The organism is Sphingomonas sp. 179-A 2A2 NHS, from assembly GCF_045371305.1.
Classification (GTDB): Bacteria; Pseudomonadota; Alphaproteobacteria; order Sphingomonadales; family Sphingomonadaceae; genus Sphingomonas.
The window spans coordinates 395,969-414,238 of record NZ_JBIQDE010000001.1 but is presented as its reverse complement, the minus strand read 5'-3'; the positions used below and the strand labels follow the sequence as shown (position 1 = coordinate 414,238).

Annotated in this window: 15 protein-coding genes; 10 read left to right on the top strand and 5 right to left on the bottom strand. The window is 66.7% G+C overall.

Going from position 1 to position 18,270, the window contains the following annotated elements; genetic code table 11:
• Positions 1 to 6: 6 nt before the first annotated feature.
• Positions 7 to 318, bottom strand: a complete 312-nt coding sequence (locus ACH0AE_RS01935) for a hypothetical protein (RefSeq protein WP_294443331.1) — start codon at positions 316 to 318, stop codon at positions 7 to 9.
• Positions 318 to 1,664, bottom strand: a complete 1,347-nt coding sequence (locus ACH0AE_RS01930; RefSeq protein WP_294443330.1) for a M20 family metallopeptidase — start codon at positions 1,662 to 1,664, stop codon at positions 318 to 320. The genes ACH0AE_RS01935 and ACH0AE_RS01930 overlap by 1 nt, the downstream gene beginning before the upstream one ends.
• A 106-nt stretch (positions 1,665 to 1,770) precedes the next feature.
• On the opposite strand from ACH0AE_RS01930, the gene uvrB reads away from it, so the two are divergent.
• Positions 1,771 to 3,963 carry an excinuclease ABC subunit UvrB gene (gene uvrB / locus ACH0AE_RS01925; protein ID WP_406875400.1) on the top strand — a complete coding sequence of 731 codons (2,193 nt, stop codon included), beginning with the start codon at positions 1,771 to 1,773 and terminating at the stop codon, positions 3,961 to 3,963.
• Positions 3,964 to 3,994: 31 nt separating this feature from the next.
• Here the strand turns inward: uvrB and ACH0AE_RS01920 are convergent, their stop codons facing one another.
• Complete coding sequence (locus ACH0AE_RS01920; RefSeq protein ID WP_294445020.1) at positions 3,995 to 4,366, bottom strand: PRC-barrel domain-containing protein; 372 nt, start codon at positions 4,364 to 4,366, stop codon at positions 3,995 to 3,997.
• Between the two features lie 84 nt (positions 4,367 to 4,450).
• Here ACH0AE_RS01920 and ACH0AE_RS01915 point away from each other — a divergent pair, with 84 nt between their 5' ends.
• The 4 genes from ACH0AE_RS01915 to ACH0AE_RS01900 all read left to right on the top strand — a co-directional run bounded on the left by ACH0AE_RS01915 (position 4,451) and on the right by ACH0AE_RS01900 (position 7,901).
• Positions 4,451 to 4,981, top strand: a complete 531-nt coding sequence (locus tag ACH0AE_RS01915; protein WP_294445019.1) for a hypothetical protein — start codon at positions 4,451 to 4,453, stop codon at positions 4,979 to 4,981.
• 465 nt (positions 4,982 to 5,446) lie between these two features.
• Positions 5,447 to 6,838 carry a M20/M25/M40 family metallo-hydrolase gene (locus tag ACH0AE_RS01910; protein ID WP_294445018.1) on the top strand — a complete coding sequence of 464 codons (1,392 nt, stop codon included), beginning with the start codon at positions 5,447 to 5,449 and terminating at the stop codon, positions 6,836 to 6,838.
• Positions 6,839 to 6,940: 102 nt separating this feature from the next.
• A complete protein-coding gene (locus tag ACH0AE_RS01905) occupies positions 6,941 to 7,591 on the top strand; it encodes a peptidylprolyl isomerase (RefSeq protein ID WP_294445016.1) in 651 nt (216 codons plus the stop codon).
• Between the two features lie 31 nt (positions 7,592 to 7,622).
• On the top strand, positions 7,623 to 7,901 hold the full coding sequence (locus tag ACH0AE_RS01900; RefSeq protein ID WP_294445015.1) for an acylphosphatase: 279 nt from the start codon (positions 7,623 to 7,625) through the stop codon (positions 7,899 to 7,901).
• 24 nt (positions 7,902 to 7,925) lie between these two features.
• Here the strand turns inward: ACH0AE_RS01900 and ACH0AE_RS01895 are convergent, their stop codons facing one another.
• Entirely contained in the window at positions 7,926 to 8,222 is a 297-nt protein-coding gene (locus tag ACH0AE_RS01895; protein ID WP_294445014.1) for a hypothetical protein, read from the bottom strand.
• Between the two features lie 172 nt (positions 8,223 to 8,394).
• Between ACH0AE_RS01895 and ACH0AE_RS01890 the strand changes: the two genes are divergently transcribed.
• From ACH0AE_RS01890 to ACH0AE_RS01870, 5 genes are all read left to right on the top strand, one after another.
• On the top strand, positions 8,395 to 9,639 hold the full coding sequence (locus tag ACH0AE_RS01890; RefSeq protein WP_294445013.1) for a dipeptidase: 1,245 nt from the start codon (positions 8,395 to 8,397) through the stop codon (positions 9,637 to 9,639).
• 61 nt (positions 9,640 to 9,700) lie between these two features.
• On the top strand, positions 9,701 to 11,740 hold the full coding sequence (locus tag ACH0AE_RS01885) for a prolyl oligopeptidase family serine peptidase (protein WP_406875399.1): 2,040 nt from the start codon (positions 9,701 to 9,703) through the stop codon (positions 11,738 to 11,740).
• A gap of 87 nt (positions 11,741 to 11,827) precedes the next feature.
• Positions 11,828 to 14,476 (top strand): valine--tRNA ligase, encoded by a 2,649-nt coding sequence (locus ACH0AE_RS01880; protein WP_294444366.1) that lies wholly within the window; start codon positions 11,828 to 11,830, stop codon positions 14,474 to 14,476.
• A 106-nt stretch (positions 14,477 to 14,582) separates the two neighbouring features.
• On the top strand, positions 14,583 to 15,626 hold the full coding sequence (locus ACH0AE_RS01875; protein ID WP_294444364.1) for a choice-of-anchor A family protein: 1,044 nt from the start codon (positions 14,583 to 14,585) through the stop codon (positions 15,624 to 15,626).
• Between the two features lie 227 nt (positions 15,627 to 15,853).
• Positions 15,854 to 17,311 (top strand): MATE family efflux transporter, encoded by a 1,458-nt coding sequence (locus tag ACH0AE_RS01870; RefSeq protein ID WP_294444363.1) that lies wholly within the window; start codon positions 15,854 to 15,856, stop codon positions 17,309 to 17,311.
• Here the strand turns inward: ACH0AE_RS01870 and ACH0AE_RS01865 are convergent.
• Positions 17,308 to 18,219: a diacylglycerol kinase family protein gene (locus ACH0AE_RS01865; protein WP_294444372.1), complete on the bottom strand. Its 912-nt coding sequence runs from the start codon at positions 18,217 to 18,219 to the stop codon at positions 17,308 to 17,310. The genes ACH0AE_RS01870 and ACH0AE_RS01865 overlap by 4 nt on opposite strands.
• Positions 18,220 to 18,270 lie beyond the last annotated feature (51 nt).

The following is an 18,270-nucleotide window of genomic DNA, read 5'->3' as shown; positions in this document are numbered from 1 at the left end:
GCCGCTTCAGCGACGGCAGTCGGCAGCCCAGCGATCGTCCATCGCGGCGTCGGTCGGCAGCTGCGACGCCAGCGTCACCTTGCCGTCCTTCACGATGAACCGTTCGTAGCCGGTGCGGCCCATCCCGAGACTCGCATTGACCTCGCCGCAGACAGCATCGCCATAGGCCTCGACGCTCTTGAATTGCGCGGTTTCGGGCTGCTTCAGCTCAGCCTTCACCGCCTCGGTCCCGCGGCGGACGCGCTCGACGTCCCCCGCATCCGGCGTGACGTCGCAGCCGGCCGCCAGCAGCACCGGCAGGATGAGCAGCGCGCGCATCACTGCGCCGCCGCCGGCGTGGGCGTCGCGCCCGGCTTCAGCAGGTCGAGCACCGCGGCGGTCATCGCTGTCGCGCCGGTGACGACAACGGGTTCCGGCGTGATCTTGAACAGCGGCGAATGGTGCGACGGGACGGCGGGGCCGCCGTTCTTCTCCGCCTCGAATGCCGCGCGGGGCGTGCCGCCTACCGCGAAGAAATAGCCTTTCACGCCGGTGTCGGGCTGCACGTAATAGGCGAAGTCCTCCGCCCCCATGCCCATCTGCTCGAACGGCACGACATTGTCGGCGCCCATCGTCTCGACCATCACTGCGTTCAGCCGCTTGGCGAGCGGTGTGTCGTTGATCGTCGTCGGCGTGCCTTCGCTCACCGTCACCACGGGCATCTTGTCCGCCGGCATGCCGTTCAGCGCTCCGATCCCTGCGGCGACCCGCTTGATCCCGGCGAGAAGCTGCGCGCGCGTCGCTTCGTCATTGGCGCGCACCGTCACTTGCAGTTTCGCCTCGTCGGAAATGATGTTGTGCTTCAGCCCGGAATGGAACGAGCCGACGGTGATGACGCCCGGCGCCAGCGGCCCGCGCTCGCGGCTGACGAGGCCCTGCAGCGCGATGACGAGCTGGGAGGCCATGTAGACCGGGTCCTTGCCCATGTGCGGGCTCGCGCCATGCGCGCCGACGCCGGGGATCGTGATGTCGACCGAATCCGACGATGAATATTGGATCGTCTCGCCGGCCGCGACCTTGCCCGTCTCCATCGCTGCGGCGACGTGGAAGGCGAGCGCGTACTCGGGCTTGGGGAAGCGCGTGAACAGGCCATCCGCGATCATCGCCTTGGCGCCGCCGACGCGCTCCTCGGCCGGCTGGGCGATGAAGACGACGGTGCCGTTCCACCGGTCCTTCATCGCTGCGAGGCGGCGCGCCGTCGCAATCAGTGCAACGATGTGCGTGTCATGCCCACAGGCGTGCATTACCGGCGTTTCGATGCCATCCACGCCCACCTGGCGCACTTTCGAGGCATTGGGCAGACCGGATTTTTCCTCAACCGGCAGCCCGTCCATGTCCGCCCGCACCAGCACGACTGGCCCCGCGCCGTTCTTCAGCACGCCGACGACGCCCGTCTGCCCGACCTTCTCGGTCACCTGCATGCCCGGCACCTTGCGCAGTTCCGCCGCCATGATCGCCGCCGTCTTCGTCTCGCGGAAGGAGAGCTCCGGATTGCGGTGGAACTGATCCCACAGCTTGCCGAGATCGCGATCGTAATCCGCCTTCACCTGCGCCTGGTAATCGGGCGCTGCGGCGACCGGCGTGGCAGCTGCGGCCAGAAGAGCGGCGATAAAGGTGCGGCGCATGCGAATCCCCCGTTGTTTGCGCGCACCATAGCCAGCCGCGCGGCGTGGTGAAGCGGCTTCGCAGTGCCACCTTCCGTTCGCACCTGTTCCACCCCATATTCTCCACATGGCGATCCAGATCCGCACGACCCTCGACGAACCTCAGACAGACGCGGCGTTCGTGCCACACCGCCCCAACCGCCCAGCAAAGGTCGAGGGCGGCCGCCGGTTCAAGCTTGTCTCGGATTACCAGCCCGCCGGCGACCAGCCGACCGCGATCCGCGAACTGGTGGATACGGCGCGGCAGGGCGAGAAGGACCAGGTGCTGCTTGGCGTCACCGGATCGGGCAAGACCTTCACCATGGCCAAGGTGATCGAGGAATTGCAGCGCCCCGCGCTGATCCTCGCGCCGAACAAGATCCTGGCGGCGCAGCTCTATGGGGAGTTCAAGAGCTTCTTCCCCGAGAATGCCGTCGAGTATTTCGTCAGCTACTACGATTATTATCAGCCCGAGGCGTACGTTCCCCGGTCGGACACGTACATCGAGAAGGAAAGCTCGGTGAACGAGGCGATCGACCGGATGCGCCACTCGGCCACCCGCTCGCTGCTGGAGCGCGACGATGTGCTGATCGTCGCCTCTGTCTCGTGCCTCTACGGCATCGGGTCGGTCGAGACGTACTCGGCGATGATCTTCGACCTGAAGAAGGGCCAGACGGTCGATCAGCGCGAGATCGTGAGGAAGCTCGTCGCGCTCCAGTACAAACGCAACGATGCGGCCTTCCAGCGCGGCAATTTCCGCGTGAAGGGCGACAATCTGGAGATCTTCCCGTCGCACCTCGAGGATGCAGCGTGGCGGATCAGCTTCTTCGGTGACGAGATCGAGGAGATCGTCGAGTTCGACCCGCTGACGGGCAAGAAGGCGGCGAGCATGAACTCGGTGCGGGTCTATGCGAACTCGCACTATGTCACCCCCGGGCCGACGATGAAGCAGGCGACCGAGGCGATCCGCCACGAGTTGGCGGAGCGGCTGAAGGAGCTGGAGGCGGAGGGCAAGCTGCTCGAGCATCAGCGGCTGGAGCAGCGCACCAATTTCGATCTGGAGATGATCGCCGCCACCGGCAGCTGCAACGGCATCGAGAATTACAGCCGCTTCCTCACCGGCCGCCTGCCGGGCGAGCCACCGCCCACGCTGTTCGAATATCTGCCCGAGAACGCGCTCTTGTTCGTCGACGAGAGCCACCAGACGATCCCGCAGATCGGCGCAATGGCGCGCGGCGACCATCGTCGGAAGATCACGCTGGCCGAATACGGCTTCCGCCTGCCGAGCTGTATCGACAACCGCCCGCTGCGCTTCAACGAATGGGACGCCATGCGCCCGCAGACCGTCAGTGTCTCGGCGACGCCGGGCGGCTGGGAGATGGAGCAGACCGGCGGCGCCTTTGCCGAACAGGTCATCCGCCCGACCGGCCTCATCGATCCGCCGGTCGAGATTCGCCCGGTCGAGGAACAGGTGCAGGATTGCATCGTCGAGTGCCGCAAGACCGCGGAGCTCGGCTATCGCACGCTCGTCACCACGCTGACCAAGCGGATGGCGGAGGACCTGACCGAATATATGCACGAGGCGGGCGTGAAGGTCCGCTACATGCACTCCGACGTCGAGACGCTGGAGCGTATCGAGCTGATCCGGGACCTGCGGCTCGGCGTGTACGACGTGCTGATCGGCATCAACCTGCTGCGCGAGGGCCTCGACATCCCCGAATGCGGCCTCGTGTGCATCATGGATGCCGACAAGGAAGGCTTCCTGCGCTCCGAGACCTCGCTGATCCAGACGATCGGCCGCGCGGCGCGCAACGTCGACGGGCGCGTGATCCTCTACGCCGATCGTATCACCGGCTCGATGGAGCGGGCGATGAACGAAACCGCGCGCCGCCGCGAGAAGCAGGAGGCGTACAACCGAGAGCACGGCATCACGCCGACCACGATCAAGCGCAACATCGGCGACATCATCGCGCACGTATCGAACCAGGACAGCGTGCTGATCGATACGGGCGACGAGGAACGGCCGCACATGGTGGGCCACAATCTGCGCGCCTATATCGAGGAACTCGAGAAGAAGATGCGCAAGGCCGCGTCAGACCTCGAGTTCGAGGAAGCCGGCCGCCTGCGCGACGAGATCCGTGCGTTGGAGCAGGAGGAGCTTGGCCTGCCGGTGCAGGAGCACAAGGCGCCGCTGATGGGCCGCAGCAACGAAGGCAAGCCGGGCACGCGCAAGACGCGCTTCGGCAAGCAGCAGGCGATCAGGATGGCGAAGCGGCGCTAGCCGCTCGCCGCGCCGCCACTGTCTTCAGGGGTCAGCCCAGCGACAGATCCTCGCCGGTGACGCCATAGTAACTGGCGACGCGATCGGCATAGGCCTGGTCGAAGTGTGGCGCGTTGTTCGCCCAGCTCGGGCCGCCTTCCAGCAGGCGGCGGTCGATCGTCACGACATATTGGTCGCGCACCGGATCGAACTGCAGCAGCGAGAAGGGCAGCGGGTAATAGCTTTTGCCAACGCCCAGGAAGCCGCCGAGGCTGAGCACCGCATGGGTCGTGCGCCCGCTGCGCTTGTTGACCATGAAGGCGGAGACATGGCCGATCTTGTCGCCGTCGCGGCTTTCCACCCGCATGGTCGAGGCGAGCGATGCTTCGATCAGAAGCAGAGTTTGCGTGTCGGCAGCGGCCATAAACATCTCCCTGCCGCGCTGAACCGCTCTGCCCCTGCGCCGGTTCCGGTTGAGCCGTGCGTCGGGGGCGTTAGGGTGCGCCTCATGCGTCATCTTCCGCTTCTGTCCGCTGCCCTGCTTCTCGCCGTCGCCGGCTGCGTCGCCCCGCCGACCGATGCGCCGCCCCCGCCGCCGCCGTCACCCGCGCCTCCGCCGCCCGCGCCGAGGCCGGCCCCGGCTCCACTGGCCGGGGACTGGCGCGACTGGCCGATCACGCCGGGCACGTGGCGCTATGAAAAGGACGCGCGCGGCGGCCGCGCTTTGTTCGGCCAGGCGGGGCAGGATGCGCGGCTGGTGCTGCGCTGCGATCTGGCTGCACGGCGCCTCTATCTGTCGCGCCCGGGCCAGGCGACGGGGGCGTTCACGGTGCGCACCAGCAGCACGACGCGCGCGGTTCCGGTGCGGCCGACCGGGGGCACGCCTCCTTACGTCGCGGCCGATCTCGCAGCCCGAGACGAACTGCTCGATGCCATGGCGTTCAGCCGCGGCCGCTTCGTGATCGAGCAGGCCGGCGCGCCGACGCTGGTGGTGCCGGCCTATCCGGAAGTCGGGCGGGTGATCGAGGATTGCCGCTGAGGCACCGCGCGTCGGCGCGGTCTTCCGGCAAGGCGAAAGAGGATCGTGCAAAGCCGGTGTGAAAACAAGACTTGTTTCGCATCGCCAAACGACTCAGATTGCGTCCGTGGCCACGCTGGCCACGATCGTTATCAACCAGCGAAAGGAGGTGATCCGATGTCTCATGGTTCAGCAATGGGGTCGGTTCAGTTCGTTCGGGGGACGCGCTTCTAACCACCACCGCAGCCTGGCGGGGGGTATTCTCCCCCAGTCAACGCCGGGTTGAATGAGGTGAAGAGGCTCGCATGGTCTCCCGGGCTGGAGCTCTCCGGCCGCTGACCATGTTTAGGGGTTGTCGGGCAGTCAGGTGCGGCTGCTCGGCAACCTCTTCTCATATCTGGCACCCATCATATCCGGCGCCTCGCATCTGGCGCCCACCCCCGGCAACGGTTAGCGTGCGTCGCAGCATATTCGGGGGGTACGCACATGAAGACGATCACGACGCTGGCGGCGCTGGCCATGATGGCGGCGGCGCTACCCGTTCACGCGGCAACACCGGCCACTTCCCCTGCCGACGCGCAGGCCCTGGAAATCGCGCAGAAGCTGATCGCCTTCCGCACCGTGCGCGGGGAGGGCAACCAGACGCGCGCGGCCGCCGACTATCTGAAGCAGCAGCTCGTCGCTGGCGGCTTCCCAGCGGCCGACATCATTGTCGAGCCGGTGGATGATACCGCGATGCTGATCGCCCGCTGGCGCGGCAGCGATCCCAAGGCGCCGGCGATCGTGATTTCCGGCCATATCGACGTGGTGGAGGCGAAGCCCGCCGACTGGCAGCGCGATCCCTTCACCCCGGTGGTCGAGAACGGCTATCTCTATGGCCGCGGCGCCACCGACATGAAGCTCGACATGGCGCTCGTCGTCGCCACGCTGATCGACATGAAGCGCGCCGGCGTGAAGCCGCGGCGCGACATCGTGCTCGCCTTCTCGGGAGACGAGGAGACGACGATGAAGACCTCCTCGATTCTCGCCGACCGGCTGAAGGGCGCGGAGATGGCGCTCAACGTCGATGGCGGCGGCGGCTTTTATGGCGAGGACGGTCGCCCGCAATATTTCACCATCGGCGCGGCCGAGAAGACCTATGCCGATTTCCAGCTGGAGGTGACGAACCCCGGCGGCCATTCCTCCGCCCCGCGGCACGACAATGCGATCGTCCAGCTGTCGAATGCGCTGGCGAAGATCGGCGCGTACCGCTTCAAGCCGCAGATCAGCCCGATCACCAAGGGCTATTTCGAAGGCGTGGCACCGCGCCAGACGCCCGAACTCGGCGCCGCGATGAAGGCGTTCGCCGCCGATCCGACCAACCAGAAGGCGATCGAGACGCTGACGGCGAGTCCCGCCTATGTCGGGCAGATCGGCACCACCTGCGTCGCGACGATGATCTCGGGCGGTCACGCGCTGAACGCGCTGCCGCAGCGCGCCACCGCCAACATCAATTGCCGCATCTTCCCGGGTGTGAAGCCGGCTGACGTGATGGCCGAGCTCAGCCGTGTCGCGGCTGACCCGGCGGTGAAGTTCACCGACGTCACCGAAGGCTCGAACCCCACCGATGCCTCGCCGTTGCGGCCCGATGTGGTGGGCGCGGTGAAGAAGGCGATGGGCGCGATCCGCCCCGGCGTGCCGATCTTCCCCTCCATGTCCGCGGGCGCGAGCGATTCCATGTGGTTCCGCTCGGTCAACATCCCCAGCTACGGCATCAGCCCGATCTTCGTAAAGGAATCGGATGATTTCAGCCACGGCCTGAATGAGCGTGCGCCAATCGACAACGTGCCGCTGGCCGTGCGCTACTACCGCTCGGTCTTCACCGACCTTTCGAAGTAAGCTCCCCCGCATTCACCTCGCGCCGGCTTTCGCCGGCACGAGGCGGATAAGCCGTAGCGATCCGGTGGCGCCGCCGCTGATGCGGCGCTACCTAGCGGGTCGATGCGTACGCTTGTTCTGATCCTCGCCCTCCTCGCCGCCACCATCACGCCCGCGGCAGCGCAGCGCGCGGACCGGCCGACGCCGGGCTTCGTGCGCGTCCGCCTGGAGACGGTGCTCGGCAACATTGTCCTCGCGCTGAATGCGAAGCGCGCGCCGGAGACGACCGCCAATTTCATGCGCTACGTTGACGACGGGCGGTTCGACGGGATCAGTTTCTATCGCGTCGCGCGCAGCAAGCAGGCGCCGCAAATGGGCTTCGTCCAGTCCGGCATCCGCACCGATGCACGCCGCTTCCTCGACATGATCCCGCATGAATCCACCGCCAAGACGGGGATAAAGCATCTCGACATGACGATCTCCATGGCGCGGCGCGGGCCGCCGGGCTCTGCCAACGGAAACTGGTTCATCGCGGTCGGCCCGATGCCGTGGATGGACTGGAAGAAGGACAATCCTGGCTATGCTGCCTTCGGCCGCGTTGTCGCCGGCCAGGATGTGGTGAAGCGGATCCTTGCCCAGCCGACCGGCGGGGGCATGAACGGCACGCTGCTGATGAAGCCTGTCTATGTGAAACGCGCGGTGCGGCTGGACGGCAAGCCGAAGCCCACCGGGCGGCCGCGGCCCTGGCTGCTGGAGGGGCGCAAGGACGGATGAACCGGCTGGGCGGGCATCGCGTTCTTGACGCATGATCCGCCGCCGCCTCGTCATCACTGGCCGTGTCCAGAACGTCTTCTACCGCGCCTCGTTCGTGGAGGAGATGCGGGGCCTTGGCATCCGCGGCTGGGTTCGCAACCGCGCCGACAATTCCGTCGAGGCAGTGATCGAGGGGCCAAGCGAGATGGTCGAGGCTGCGCTCGCCAAGGCGCGCCAGGGCTCGCCCGCGTCACGCGTCGATGCCGTGGCGGTGCATGACGATGCACCGCCGGAAACCTTCGAAGGGTTCGAGAAGCGCGCGACTCATTGATTGGCCGCGCGCATCACGCGCCGGTCAGCTGCCGGATGCGTTGCCCAGCGCCGGTCCCGCGTCGTTCGCCGCCGGCGCCTGATCGTCGTTATAGACCTTGTCCAGATAATAGCCGGCCAAAGTATAGTGCGCCTTTACCGCTTCCGGAACGATCGTGCGCTGCGCCATCTCAAGCTCGCTCTCCGCGCGCTTGTAGAAATACTCTTTATCTTCCACCGAATAGTCCTGCGCGTCTGTTTCCGCGCAAGTGGGGGCATATTCTTCAAAGGGCAAGATAGTAACATCGGAAACTGGCGCAATCTGGCGCAAAGTCACGGTCATTCGTCGAATACTCACCCAAAAAACAAGCCCCGTCGCGGGCGCGGCGGGGCCATCATGATGCAGCCGGCGCGTAAAGCGCGATCCACATCCAATTCGCTCGTCCTTTCGGCCGCGCGGTGTATCAACTGCAGCTTGGGGTCGATGGTTCCGTCGGCCGATCGAGGGGGGTTCCATGTCGCTGATCGCCATCCTGCTTGCCGCCCAGGCCGCGTCCGTCGCCGCGCCGGCGCCGCCCCCGGTGCCGCCGCGGATCACGCGGCTGCTGGAGCGGACGCCGGTGATCGACGGGCATAACGATCTCGCCTGGGAAATCCGCGACCGCTACGATGCGAAGGTCGAGGCTTTGGATCTGTCGCGCGACACCGCCGCGCTGCCGCGGCCGCTGCAGACCGACATTCCCCGCCTGCGCCGCGGCGGGGTGGGCGGCCAGTTCTGGTCGGTCTGGATCCCGGCCGACGCGCAGGGCCCCCGCGCGGTCGAGATGACGCTGGAGCAGATCGACATCGTGCGCCGCTTCGTCGCCGCGCACCCCGATGTCTTCGTGCTGGCGACCACCGCCGCCGACGTCCGCCGCGCGCAGAAAGCCGGGCGGATCGCCTCGCTGATCGGGATCGAGGGTGGCCATCAGATCGACGCGCGGCTTTCCGTCCTGCGCCAGATGAAGGCGCTGGGCGTCAGCTACATGACGCTGACGCACGGCAAGAGCCTGGACTGGGCGGATTCTTCCACCGATGCGCCGCGCGCCAACGGCCTTTCCGATTTCGGGCGGCAGGTGGTCGCCGAGATGAACCGCATCGGCTTGATCGTCGACGTCAGCCATGTATCGGATGCGACCATGGCTGCGGTGCTTGACGTGTCGAAGGCGCCGGTGATCGCCTCCCACTCCTCGGCGCGCGCCATCGCCGATGCGCCGCGCAACATTCCGGACGCGCTGCTGCGCCGGATCGGCGAGGCAGGCGGCGTGGTGATGGTGAACTTCTATCCCGCCTTCGCTTCCGCGCCATGGCGCGCTTGGGATGCGGAGCGAACCGCCTTTGCCAAGGCGCAGGGCGTGCCGGCGGATGTCTATGGGCTGAAGGCGCCTGCACCGCTTGTCGCCTGGGATGCGGCGCACCCGATGCCGCGCGTGACGGCAGCGACGATCGCCGATCACGTCGATCACATCGCCCGCGTCGCGGGGAAGGGTGCGGTCGGCCTCGGCGGCGATTTCGACGGGATCAACGGCACCGCGCCCGAGGATATGACGGGCGTTGACGGCTACCCGCAGCTGTTCGCCGAACTCGCCCGCCGCGGGTGGAGCGATGCTGATCTCGCCGCACTGGCGCAGGGCAATGTGCTGCGCGTGATGGAGCGGGCGGAGGCCATCGCCGCGGCCTCTGCCGGGCAGCCGCCGGTGGACGCGATCGGCCGCAACTAGCGTGGGCAGCGGGCAACAGCCGAGTTGTCGCAACGGTAACGATCTGCTTTAGTTCGCGGCCATGAGGATGTTCCTTTCCGCGAGCCTCATCACGCTCGCCGCCGCCGCTGCCCTTCCTGCTGCAGCCCGCCCGATGACCATCGAAGACCTGACGATGCTAAGCCGCATCGGCACGCCGACCGTCTCCAAGGATGGCCGCTGGATGGTCTGGGCGCAGCGCGAGACCGATCTCGACGCCGATCGCGGCCGCTTCGATCTGTGGCGGCTCGATCTGACGAAGCCCGGCGCCGCACCGGAGAAATTGCTCGCCGATCCGCAGAAGGACGAGAATGATCCGCAGATCGTCGGCAACACCGTCTATTTCGCGATGGACGATGCGATCTGGTCCGTCCCCGTCACCGGCGGCACGCCGCGCCGGTTGACCGACTTCAAGGGCGGCTTCAACGGCTTCAAGGTCGCGCCCACCGGCGACAAGATCGTCGTGTGGGCGGACCGCCTGCCGGGCGCACCCAGCCTTGAGGAGCCGATGATCCGCAAGCGCGCGGACGCCGGGTCGGGCCGCACCTATGACCAGCTGTTCGTGCGCCATTGGGATACGTGGAGCGACGGCAAGAGGTCGCAGCTCTTCGTCCTGCCGCTGACCGCTGCCGGCGCGCGCGGCAACGGCAAGGCGGTGGTCGGGATCCTCGTCGGCGACACGCCCTCCAAGCCGTTCGGCGGCGCGGAGGAAGTGTCGTGGAGCCCTGACGGCAAGACGCTATACTTCGCGCTTCGCGAGGCCGGGCGGATCGAGTCGACCTCGACCAATCTCGACATCTTCGAGGTGCCCGCGGACGGGAGTCGCGCACCGGTGAACCTCACGGCCGACAACAAGGCGACAGACAATCAGCCGGTCGTCTCGCCCGATGGCCGCACGCTCGCCTGGTTCGCCATGCGCCGCCCCGGCTATGAGGCGGACCGCCAAGTGCTGATGCTGCGCGATCTCGCCACCGGTCGCATGACGTCGCTCACCGAAAAGTGGGATCGCTCGGTCGGCTCGATCGCCTGGGCACCCGACTCGCGATCGCTCTACGTGACGGCCGATGACACGCAGGAAACGCCGCTGTTCCGCGTCGATGCGCGTACGGGCCAGGTCACCCGGCTGACACAGCAGGGCCATGTCGGCGCGGTCGCCGTGACGACGACGGGGCCGATCATCGCGCTCGATTCGCTCACCGCCCCTGCCGATTTCTACCGCGTCGCCGGGAGCGGCACGCCGCAGCGGCTGACCAACGTCAACGCCGCCAAGCTTGCCGGCATCGACATGCCGACCGTTGAACGGTTCAGCTTCACCGGCGCAAACAACGACACCGTCTGGGGCTATGCGGTGAAGCCCGCCAATAGCACCGGCAAGGTGCCGATCGCGTACATGGTCCATGGCGGCCCGCAGGGATCGAGCAACAACAGCTGGTCCTACCGCTGGAATCCGGCGGTGTTCGCCGGCGCGGGCTACGGCCTCGTCGCGGTCGATTTCCACGGCTCCACCGGCTACGGCCAGGCCTTCACCGACAGCATCCGCAACAATTGGGGTGGGTGGCCGCTGGAGGACCTCAAGAAGGGCCTCTCCGCCGCGACCACCAAGTTCACCTGGCTCGACGCGGATAACGCCTGCGCGCTCGGTGCGTCCTACGGCGGCTATATGATGAACTGGATCGAGGGGCAGTGGCCTGATCGTTTCAAGTGCATCGTCCAGCACGACGGCGTCTTCGACGCGCGCGCCATGGCGTACGAGACTGAGGAGCTCTGGTTCGACGAGTGGGAGCACGGCGGCAAGACCTATTACGAGGACCCAGAGGCCTTCGAGAAGTGGAACCCCGTCCACCACGTCGCCAAGTGGAAGACGCCGCAGCTCGTCATCACCGGCGAGAAGGATTTCCGCATCCCCTACACCCAGGGCCTTGCCGCCTTCACCGCGCTCCAGCGTCGCGGCATCCCCTCGCGCCTGCTCGTCTTCCCGAACGAGAACCACTGGGTGCTGAAGCCGAAGAACTCGCGCCAATGGTACCGCGAGGTGATCGGCTGGATGGACAAGTGGACCGGCAAGGCGCCCGCTGACCAATAACACCTCGTCATCCCGGCCTGGAGCCGGGGTGATGGTGTGAGGAGGGGGGGACTTGGGTTCCCCCCACCGCCTCGCTATGGCCGCTCCATGAGCGAGCTGCCGAAAACCTTTGACCCCGCCGCGATCGAATCCCGCTGGTACAGCCATTGGGAGGAGAACGGCCTGTTCCGCCCCGAGCGCCCCGGCGCCGAGCCGTGGACGATCGTCAATCCGCCACCCAACGTCACCGGCTCGCTCCACATCGGCCATGCGCTCGACAATACGCTGCAGGACATCCTGACCCGCCATGCCCGGCTGAAGGGCAAGGACGCGCTCTGGGTGGTTGGCACCGATCACGCCGGCATCGCCACCCAGATGGTGGTCGAGCGGCAGATGGCGCTTAGCCAACAGAAGCGCACCGATTTCACGCGCGACGAATTCGTCGCCAAGGTGTGGGAATGGAAGGCGGAGAGCGGCGGCCAGATCACCGGCCAGCTGCGCCGCCTCGGCTGTTCGATGGACTGGGCCAACGAGCGGTTCACGATGGACGAGGGCTTCTCGAAGGCCGTGCTCAAGGTCTTCGTCGAGCTACACCGCCAGGGCCTGCTCTATCGCGACAAGCGGCTCGTGAACTGGGATCCGGGCCTCGGCACCGCGATCAGCGATCTCGAGGTCGAGACGCGCGAGGTGAAGGGCAGCTTCTGGCAGATCCGCTATCCGCTCGCCGACGGCTCGGGCACGATCACCGTCGCGACGACCCGCCCGGAGACGATGCTGGCCGACATGGCGGTCGCGGTGCATCCGGAGGACGCGCGCTACAAGGACATGATCGGCAAGCAGATCAGGCTCCCGATCACCGGCCGCCTGATCCCGGTGATCGCCGACGAACATGCCGATCCGTCGCTAGGCACGGGCGCGGTGAAGATCACGCCGGGGCATGACTTCAACGATTTCGAGGTGGGCAAGCGCGCCGGCATGAAGGCGGGCGAGATGCTCAACATGCTCGACGCAAAGGCCAATGTCACGCAGACCGCCGACGGCCTGATCCCGGCCGAATTCCTGGGGCTGTCGACGGCGGACGCGCGCAAGGCGGTGGTCGCCCGGCTGAAGGCCGATGGCGTCCTCGTGCCCTATGTCGACAAGGAAGGCGTGGAGCATGATGCCGAGCCGCGCACGATCCAGACGCCGTTCGGCGATCGCTCGGGCGTCGTCATCGAGCCGTGGCTGACCGACCAATGGTATGTCGACGCCAAGACGCTGGCGCAGCCGGCGATCGAAGCGGTGAAGTCCGGCGCGATCCGGCTGGTGCCCAAGACGTGGGAGAAGACCTACTTCAACTGGATGGAGAACATCCAGCCTTGGTGCGTCAGCCGCCAGCTGTGGTGGGGGCACCAAATCCCGGCGTGGTTCGATGCGGAGGGCAAGGCCTATGTCGCCGAAACCGAGGCTGAGGCACAGGCGCAGGCGGGCGAGGGCGTTGCCCTGACGCGCGACCCCGACGTGCTCGACACCTGGTTCTCCTCCGCGCTTTGGCCATTCGCCACCATGGGCTGGCCGGAGAACACCGATCCGACGCTGGGCGGCCGCTATCCGAACGACGTCCTCATCTCGGGCTTCGACATCCTGTTCTTCTGGGATGCCCGCATGATGATGCAGGGCATGCACTTCCTGAAGGACGTGCCCTTCCGCACGCTCTACCTGCACGGCCTGGTCCGCGCGGCGGACGGCGCGAAGATGTCCAAGTCCAAGGGCAATACCGTCGATCCGCTCGGCCTGATCGACAAATACGGCGCGGACGCGCTTCGCTTCTTCATGGCGGCGATGGAAAGCCAGGGCCGTGACATCAAGATGGATGAGAAGCGCGTCGAGGGCTATCGCAACTTCGCGACCAAGCTGTGGAACGCCAGCCGCTTCTGCCAGTCGAACGGCATCGGCGGATCGACCACGCTGGAGCCGCCGGCGGCGACTCACCCGGTCAACAAGTGGATCATCGGTGAGGCGATCAAGGCGATCCAGTCGGTCGACCTCGCCCTCGGCGAATATCGCTTCGATGCCGCGGCGAACGCGATCTACCAGTTCGTGTGGAGCCAGTTCTGCGACTGGTATCTGGAGCTCATCAAGGGCTCGATCGACGAGGAGACGAAGGCGGTCGCCGGCTGGGTGCTCGATCAGATCCTGGTCGTGCTCCACCCCTTCATGCCGTTCATCACCGAGGAACTGTGGCATGCGCTCGCACCCCGCGATCATGACCTGATCGTGGCGCACTGGCCGATGGCCGACGCGCGCGCGATCGATCCTGCGGCGGCGCAGGAGATCGACTGGCTGATCCGCCTCGTCAGCGAAGTCCGCTCCAGCCGCACCGAGCTGAACGTGCCGCCGGGTGCACGGCTGCCCTATGCGGTGGCGGATGCGAACGCCGACACCCAGGCGCGCCTTGCCCGCAACGCCGCGACGATCGCCCGCCTCGCACGGATCGATCCGGGCGAAGTCTCTGGCGGCACTGCGCAGGTCGTCGTGGACGAGGCGACCTTCCGCCTCGCGTTGGGTGACGTGATCGATCTCGCCGCCGAACGCACCCGCCTCGCCAAGGCGATCGCCGCGGCCCAGAAGGAGCGCGATGGCCTCGCCGGGCGCCTCAACAACCCGAGTTTCGTTGAACGGGCGAAGCCGGAGGCGGTCGAGAAGGCCCGCGCCGACCACGCCGAAAAGTCCGCGGAGGCGGAGCGGCTTGCGGCCGCCCTGGCGCGGCTCGGCTGATCCCGTCCGTCGGTGGCATTTCCCTGAATGGGACAGGTGCCGCCGACGAAAACTGGCGGCATTAGTGTCGCGGTCGTAACGGACCCCCGGTCTCGCTGGAGTTGAAATGACGCGCGTAAAGGTTTCGGTTATCGCCATGGTCGCCGCGCTCGCTGCGGCCACGCCGGCGAGTGCCCAGTCGATCGTCGGCCTTGATGTCCTGCGCACCTGGAACCTCGTGGTGCTGGGTGATCTCACCTCCTCGTCCGAGGTCGAGGGCCGCACCTTTGTTGGCGGCAACCTCAACGGCAGTTCGTCCAACTATCAGATCCGCACGCCGGAGCCGTCGCCCTATAATGTGACAGGCCTGACGGTGGTCGGCGACGTCAACGGATCGCACAAGAACCTGAACGGCGGCTCGGGCGCGGTCGTTGGCGGCAACGTCAACAGCGGCTTCAACCTGAACGGCGCGCCGCAGACGGTGAAGGTCGGCGGGACGATCGCCAACACCAACGTCAATCAGAACACGGTGACGTCGGGTCTCGCGGCGAGCGATCCGTCCTTCCTCGTCAACCTGAAGCAGCAGGGCAGCCTGATCGCCAGCAGCATGGGCGAACTGTCACGCACCTTCGGCGGCATGTCCGCGAACAGCGATCTGACGATCAGCGGCAATCGCGGCACGTTCGATGCGAAGCCGGATGCGCAGGGCGTGGCGGTGTTCAACATCACCAGCGCCGATCTCGATCGCATCGGTGAGATCAAGTTCAACCTCAACGGCGCCGATACCGCGATCGTCAACGTCACCGGCACGAACGTGACGCTCAACGACAATTTCCTCGGCGGCACCAGCGGTCTCGGTAAGCACGTGATCTGGAACCTGGTCGACGCGCAAAAGGTAGATGCCACCACGGCATGGGGTGGATCGGTGCTGGCGCCCGGCGCCGCGGCAACGACGGGCAATTACATCGAGGGCTCCGCGGTGTTCGGCAGCCTCGTGCAGAACGGCGAGTTCCACCTCGGCACCTACGTCGGCACCTACAATCCGCCGGCCGGGCCGCCGGTCAACGGTGGCGGCTCGCCGACGCCGATCCCGGGCGAGGCCGCCGGTCTGTTCGCGCTGGGCGCTGTCGGCCTGTGGTTGCTGCGCCGCCGCCGCCTCGCGGCTGCCTGAGGAACAGTAACGCCGGGGGCCAAAGCCGGCAGCCTAGCGACGGCGCTGTCCTACAATCGCCCTCCCATGGCAGTGTCGCAGACACGATGGGAGGGACGCGAATGTTGGAGAAAAACACGCCAGAGCCTCAACTTCCTCAACATTCGCGCGCTTGTCGGCCGCCAAAGACTGCCTCAAGGAGATCCCGAGACCGGAACGATACCGGCTGGAAGGGGTAGAGGGGCGGCATGGAAGAACCGGTAACGCACCTCCGTCCCGGGCAGCGCGATCTCACGTCCGGGCCGATCGGCTCTGCGTTGCTGATGTTCGCCCTGCCGACGCTCGCCTCCAACGTCCTTCAATCGCTGAACGGATCGATCAACGCGATCTGGGTCGGCCGCTTCCTCGGCGAAGGCGCGCTTGCGGCCACCTCGAACGCGAACATCATCATGTTCCTGATGTTCGGCGCGGTTTTCGGCTTCGGCATGGCGGCGACGATCATCGTCGGCCAGAGCTGGGGGCGACGCGACGTGGATGCCGCGCGCCGCGCGTTCGGCTCCGCCATCGGCCTCGTGCTGGCGGGATCGGTGATCGTCGGCGCGCTCGGATGGATCTTCGCGCCCGAGATCCTCGTCACGCTGGCGACCCCGCCCGACGCCTTCGAGCCGGCGCTGGATTACCTGCGCGTCATCTTCCTCGCGCTGCCGCCGTCGATGCTGCTCGTCCTCATGTTCATGGGTCTGCGCGGCACGGGCGATTCGGTCACGCCTTTGTGGTTCATGGGCCTGTGCGTGCTGATCGACGCGGCGATGAACCCGTTGCTGATCGCCGGCTTGGGGCCTTTCCCACGCATGGGGATCGCCGGTTCCGCCACCGCGACGCTAATTGCCAACATCGTCGCCCTCGCCGCGCTCGTCGGCTGGATCGCCTGGCGCGATCTGCCGCTCCGGCTGCGCGGCGCGGAGATCCGCTACATCCTTCCCGAACGCGCATTGGTGCGCACGATCGTGGGCAAGGGCCTGCCGATCGGGGCGCAGATGCTGGTGCTGTCGGTATCGGCGCTGGCCATGGTCGGCCTCGTCAACCGCGCGGGGATCGATACGGTCGCCGCCTATGGCATCGTCCAGCAGCTCTGGGGCTATGTTCAGATGCCGGCGATGGCGATCGGCGCGGCGGTTTCGGCGATGGCGGCGCAGAACATCGGCGCCGGCCGCTGGGATCGCGTGGCGCGGATCACGCGCGCCGGCCTGTTCTACAATTTCACCATCACCGCGGCGACCGTCGTGGCGGTGCTGTGGTTCGACCGCGTGATCATCGGTCTGTTCATCCCGGGCGGCAGCCCGGCGCTGCCGATCGCGCAGCACATCAACCTCGTCGCCACCTGGGGCTTCATCCTCTTCGGCGGCACGATGGTGCTGTTCGGCGTGATCCGCGCCAATGGTGCGGTGTGGGGGCCGCTCGCCATCATGACGATCGCGATGTTCCCGGTGCGGCTCGGCGTCGCCTTCGCGCTGCAGCCGCTGCTGGGGCCTGACGCCTTGTGGTGGAGCTTCCCGATCGGGTCGGGCACTAACCTCGTGCTCGCCGGGCTCTATTATCGCTACGGCCGCTGGCGTGAGAACCAGCTGCTGGTGCCGGACGAACATGGCGAGGAACGCAGCCACGCGGACATCGAGCCGGCGGGGAGCCTGAAGCCCGTCGGCTAGTCGGCGTGTTCCTCATGCTGGTCGGGCGCATCGCGCGGGGTCATCACCCGGATCGCGCCGGCCGCGATCCGCGCCTCAACCGGGGTGCGCGCCAGCACCTCGCCGTCGATCGAGATCGGCAGGCTCGGCCGTGTGTCGATCTTCAGCCGCTTGCCCGAAAAGGTGATCGTATCCTGATGGCGCGCGGAGAGACCGAAGAAGCTGGCGAACCAGTTCTTCAGCAGCGTGCGCTTGTACCGCCCTGTAACGGCCTGAACGACGATCTGGCCCGAATCGATCTCCGCCTCGTCCACCAGCCAGGTGCCGCCATGATAGGGCCCGTTGGATATCCGCACCTCGACGACGCGGAGGCGCTTCTCCTCCACCCCATCATCGACGGTGAGGATGAAGGGGCGGAACCTGAGATATTGCAGCCCCGCCCAGCCGAGATACCCGACCCGCCCGAGCACCTTCTTCAGATTGTGCGGCACGCTTTCCGCGATCTGCGGCGACAGGCCCATGGCGGCGCAATTGGCGAAATAGTCGCCATTGATCACGCCAAGGTCGATCCGCTTGGGCACGCCGTTCACCAGCACGTCGATCGCGCCATCGATGTCGAGCGGCAGGCCAAGCGTTCGCGCGAAGCTGTTCGCGGTGCCGAGCGGCAGCACGCCGAGGATCACGTCCTTCCCGATCAGCAGGTCGACCAGGCCGCTGACCGTGCCGTCACCGCCGCCGAAGATGACAAGGTCGGGCTTCTTAGCGAGCGCCCGCTCGACGGTGCGCTCGAGATCATCCGGATCCTCAACGGCATGTGCATCGACCGGGAAGGGCACCTTCTCCAGCCGCTTGCACGCCTTTTTGAACAGCTTCTTGCCCTTGCGCGACTTGGCATTGACGATCAGCGCAGCCGACTGGATTTCGCTCATCCCCGCCCAACGCGCGAGTGCCGGTTTCGCTTCCGTAACGCTTGCAGCGCG

Excerpts from the sequence above, each read along its gene's own strand:
- ACH0AE_RS01935 (WP_294443331.1), bottom strand. The coding sequence starts at position 318 with ATGCGCGCGCTGCTCATCCTGCCGGTGCTGCTGGCGGCCGGCTGCGAC.
- ACH0AE_RS01930 (WP_294443330.1), bottom strand. The coding sequence starts at position 1,664 with ATGCGCCGCACCTTTATCGCCGCTCTTCTGGCCGCAGCTGCCACGCCG.
- uvrB (WP_406875400.1), top strand. The coding sequence starts at position 1,771 with ATGGCGATCCAGATCCGCACGACCCTCGACGAACCTCAGACAGACGCG.
- ACH0AE_RS01920 (WP_294445020.1), bottom strand. The coding sequence starts at position 4,366 with ATGGCCGCTGCCGACACGCAAACTCTGCTTCTGATCGAAGCATCGCTC.
- ACH0AE_RS01915 (WP_294445019.1), top strand. The coding sequence starts at position 4,451 with ATGCGTCATCTTCCGCTTCTGTCCGCTGCCCTGCTTCTCGCCGTCGCC.
- ACH0AE_RS01910 (WP_294445018.1), top strand. The coding sequence starts at position 5,447 with ATGAAGACGATCACGACGCTGGCGGCGCTGGCCATGATGGCGGCGGCG.
- ACH0AE_RS01905 (WP_294445016.1), top strand. The coding sequence starts at position 6,941 with ATGCGTACGCTTGTTCTGATCCTCGCCCTCCTCGCCGCCACCATCACG.
- ACH0AE_RS01900 (WP_294445015.1), top strand. The coding sequence starts at position 7,623 with ATGATCCGCCGCCGCCTCGTCATCACTGGCCGTGTCCAGAACGTCTTC.
- ACH0AE_RS01895 (WP_294445014.1), bottom strand. The coding sequence starts at position 8,222 with ATGACCGTGACTTTGCGCCAGATTGCGCCAGTTTCCGATGTTACTATC.
- ACH0AE_RS01890 (WP_294445013.1), top strand. The coding sequence starts at position 8,395 with ATGTCGCTGATCGCCATCCTGCTTGCCGCCCAGGCCGCGTCCGTCGCC.
- ACH0AE_RS01885 (WP_406875399.1), top strand. The coding sequence starts at position 9,701 with ATGAGGATGTTCCTTTCCGCGAGCCTCATCACGCTCGCCGCCGCCGCT.
- ACH0AE_RS01880 (WP_294444366.1), top strand. The coding sequence starts at position 11,828 with ATGAGCGAGCTGCCGAAAACCTTTGACCCCGCCGCGATCGAATCCCGC.
- ACH0AE_RS01875 (WP_294444364.1), top strand. The coding sequence starts at position 14,583 with ATGACGCGCGTAAAGGTTTCGGTTATCGCCATGGTCGCCGCGCTCGCT.
- ACH0AE_RS01870 (WP_294444363.1), top strand. The coding sequence starts at position 15,854 with ATGGAAGAACCGGTAACGCACCTCCGTCCCGGGCAGCGCGATCTCACG.
- ACH0AE_RS01865 (WP_294444372.1), bottom strand. The coding sequence starts at position 18,219 with ATGAGCGAAATCCAGTCGGCTGCGCTGATCGTCAATGCCAAGTCGCGC.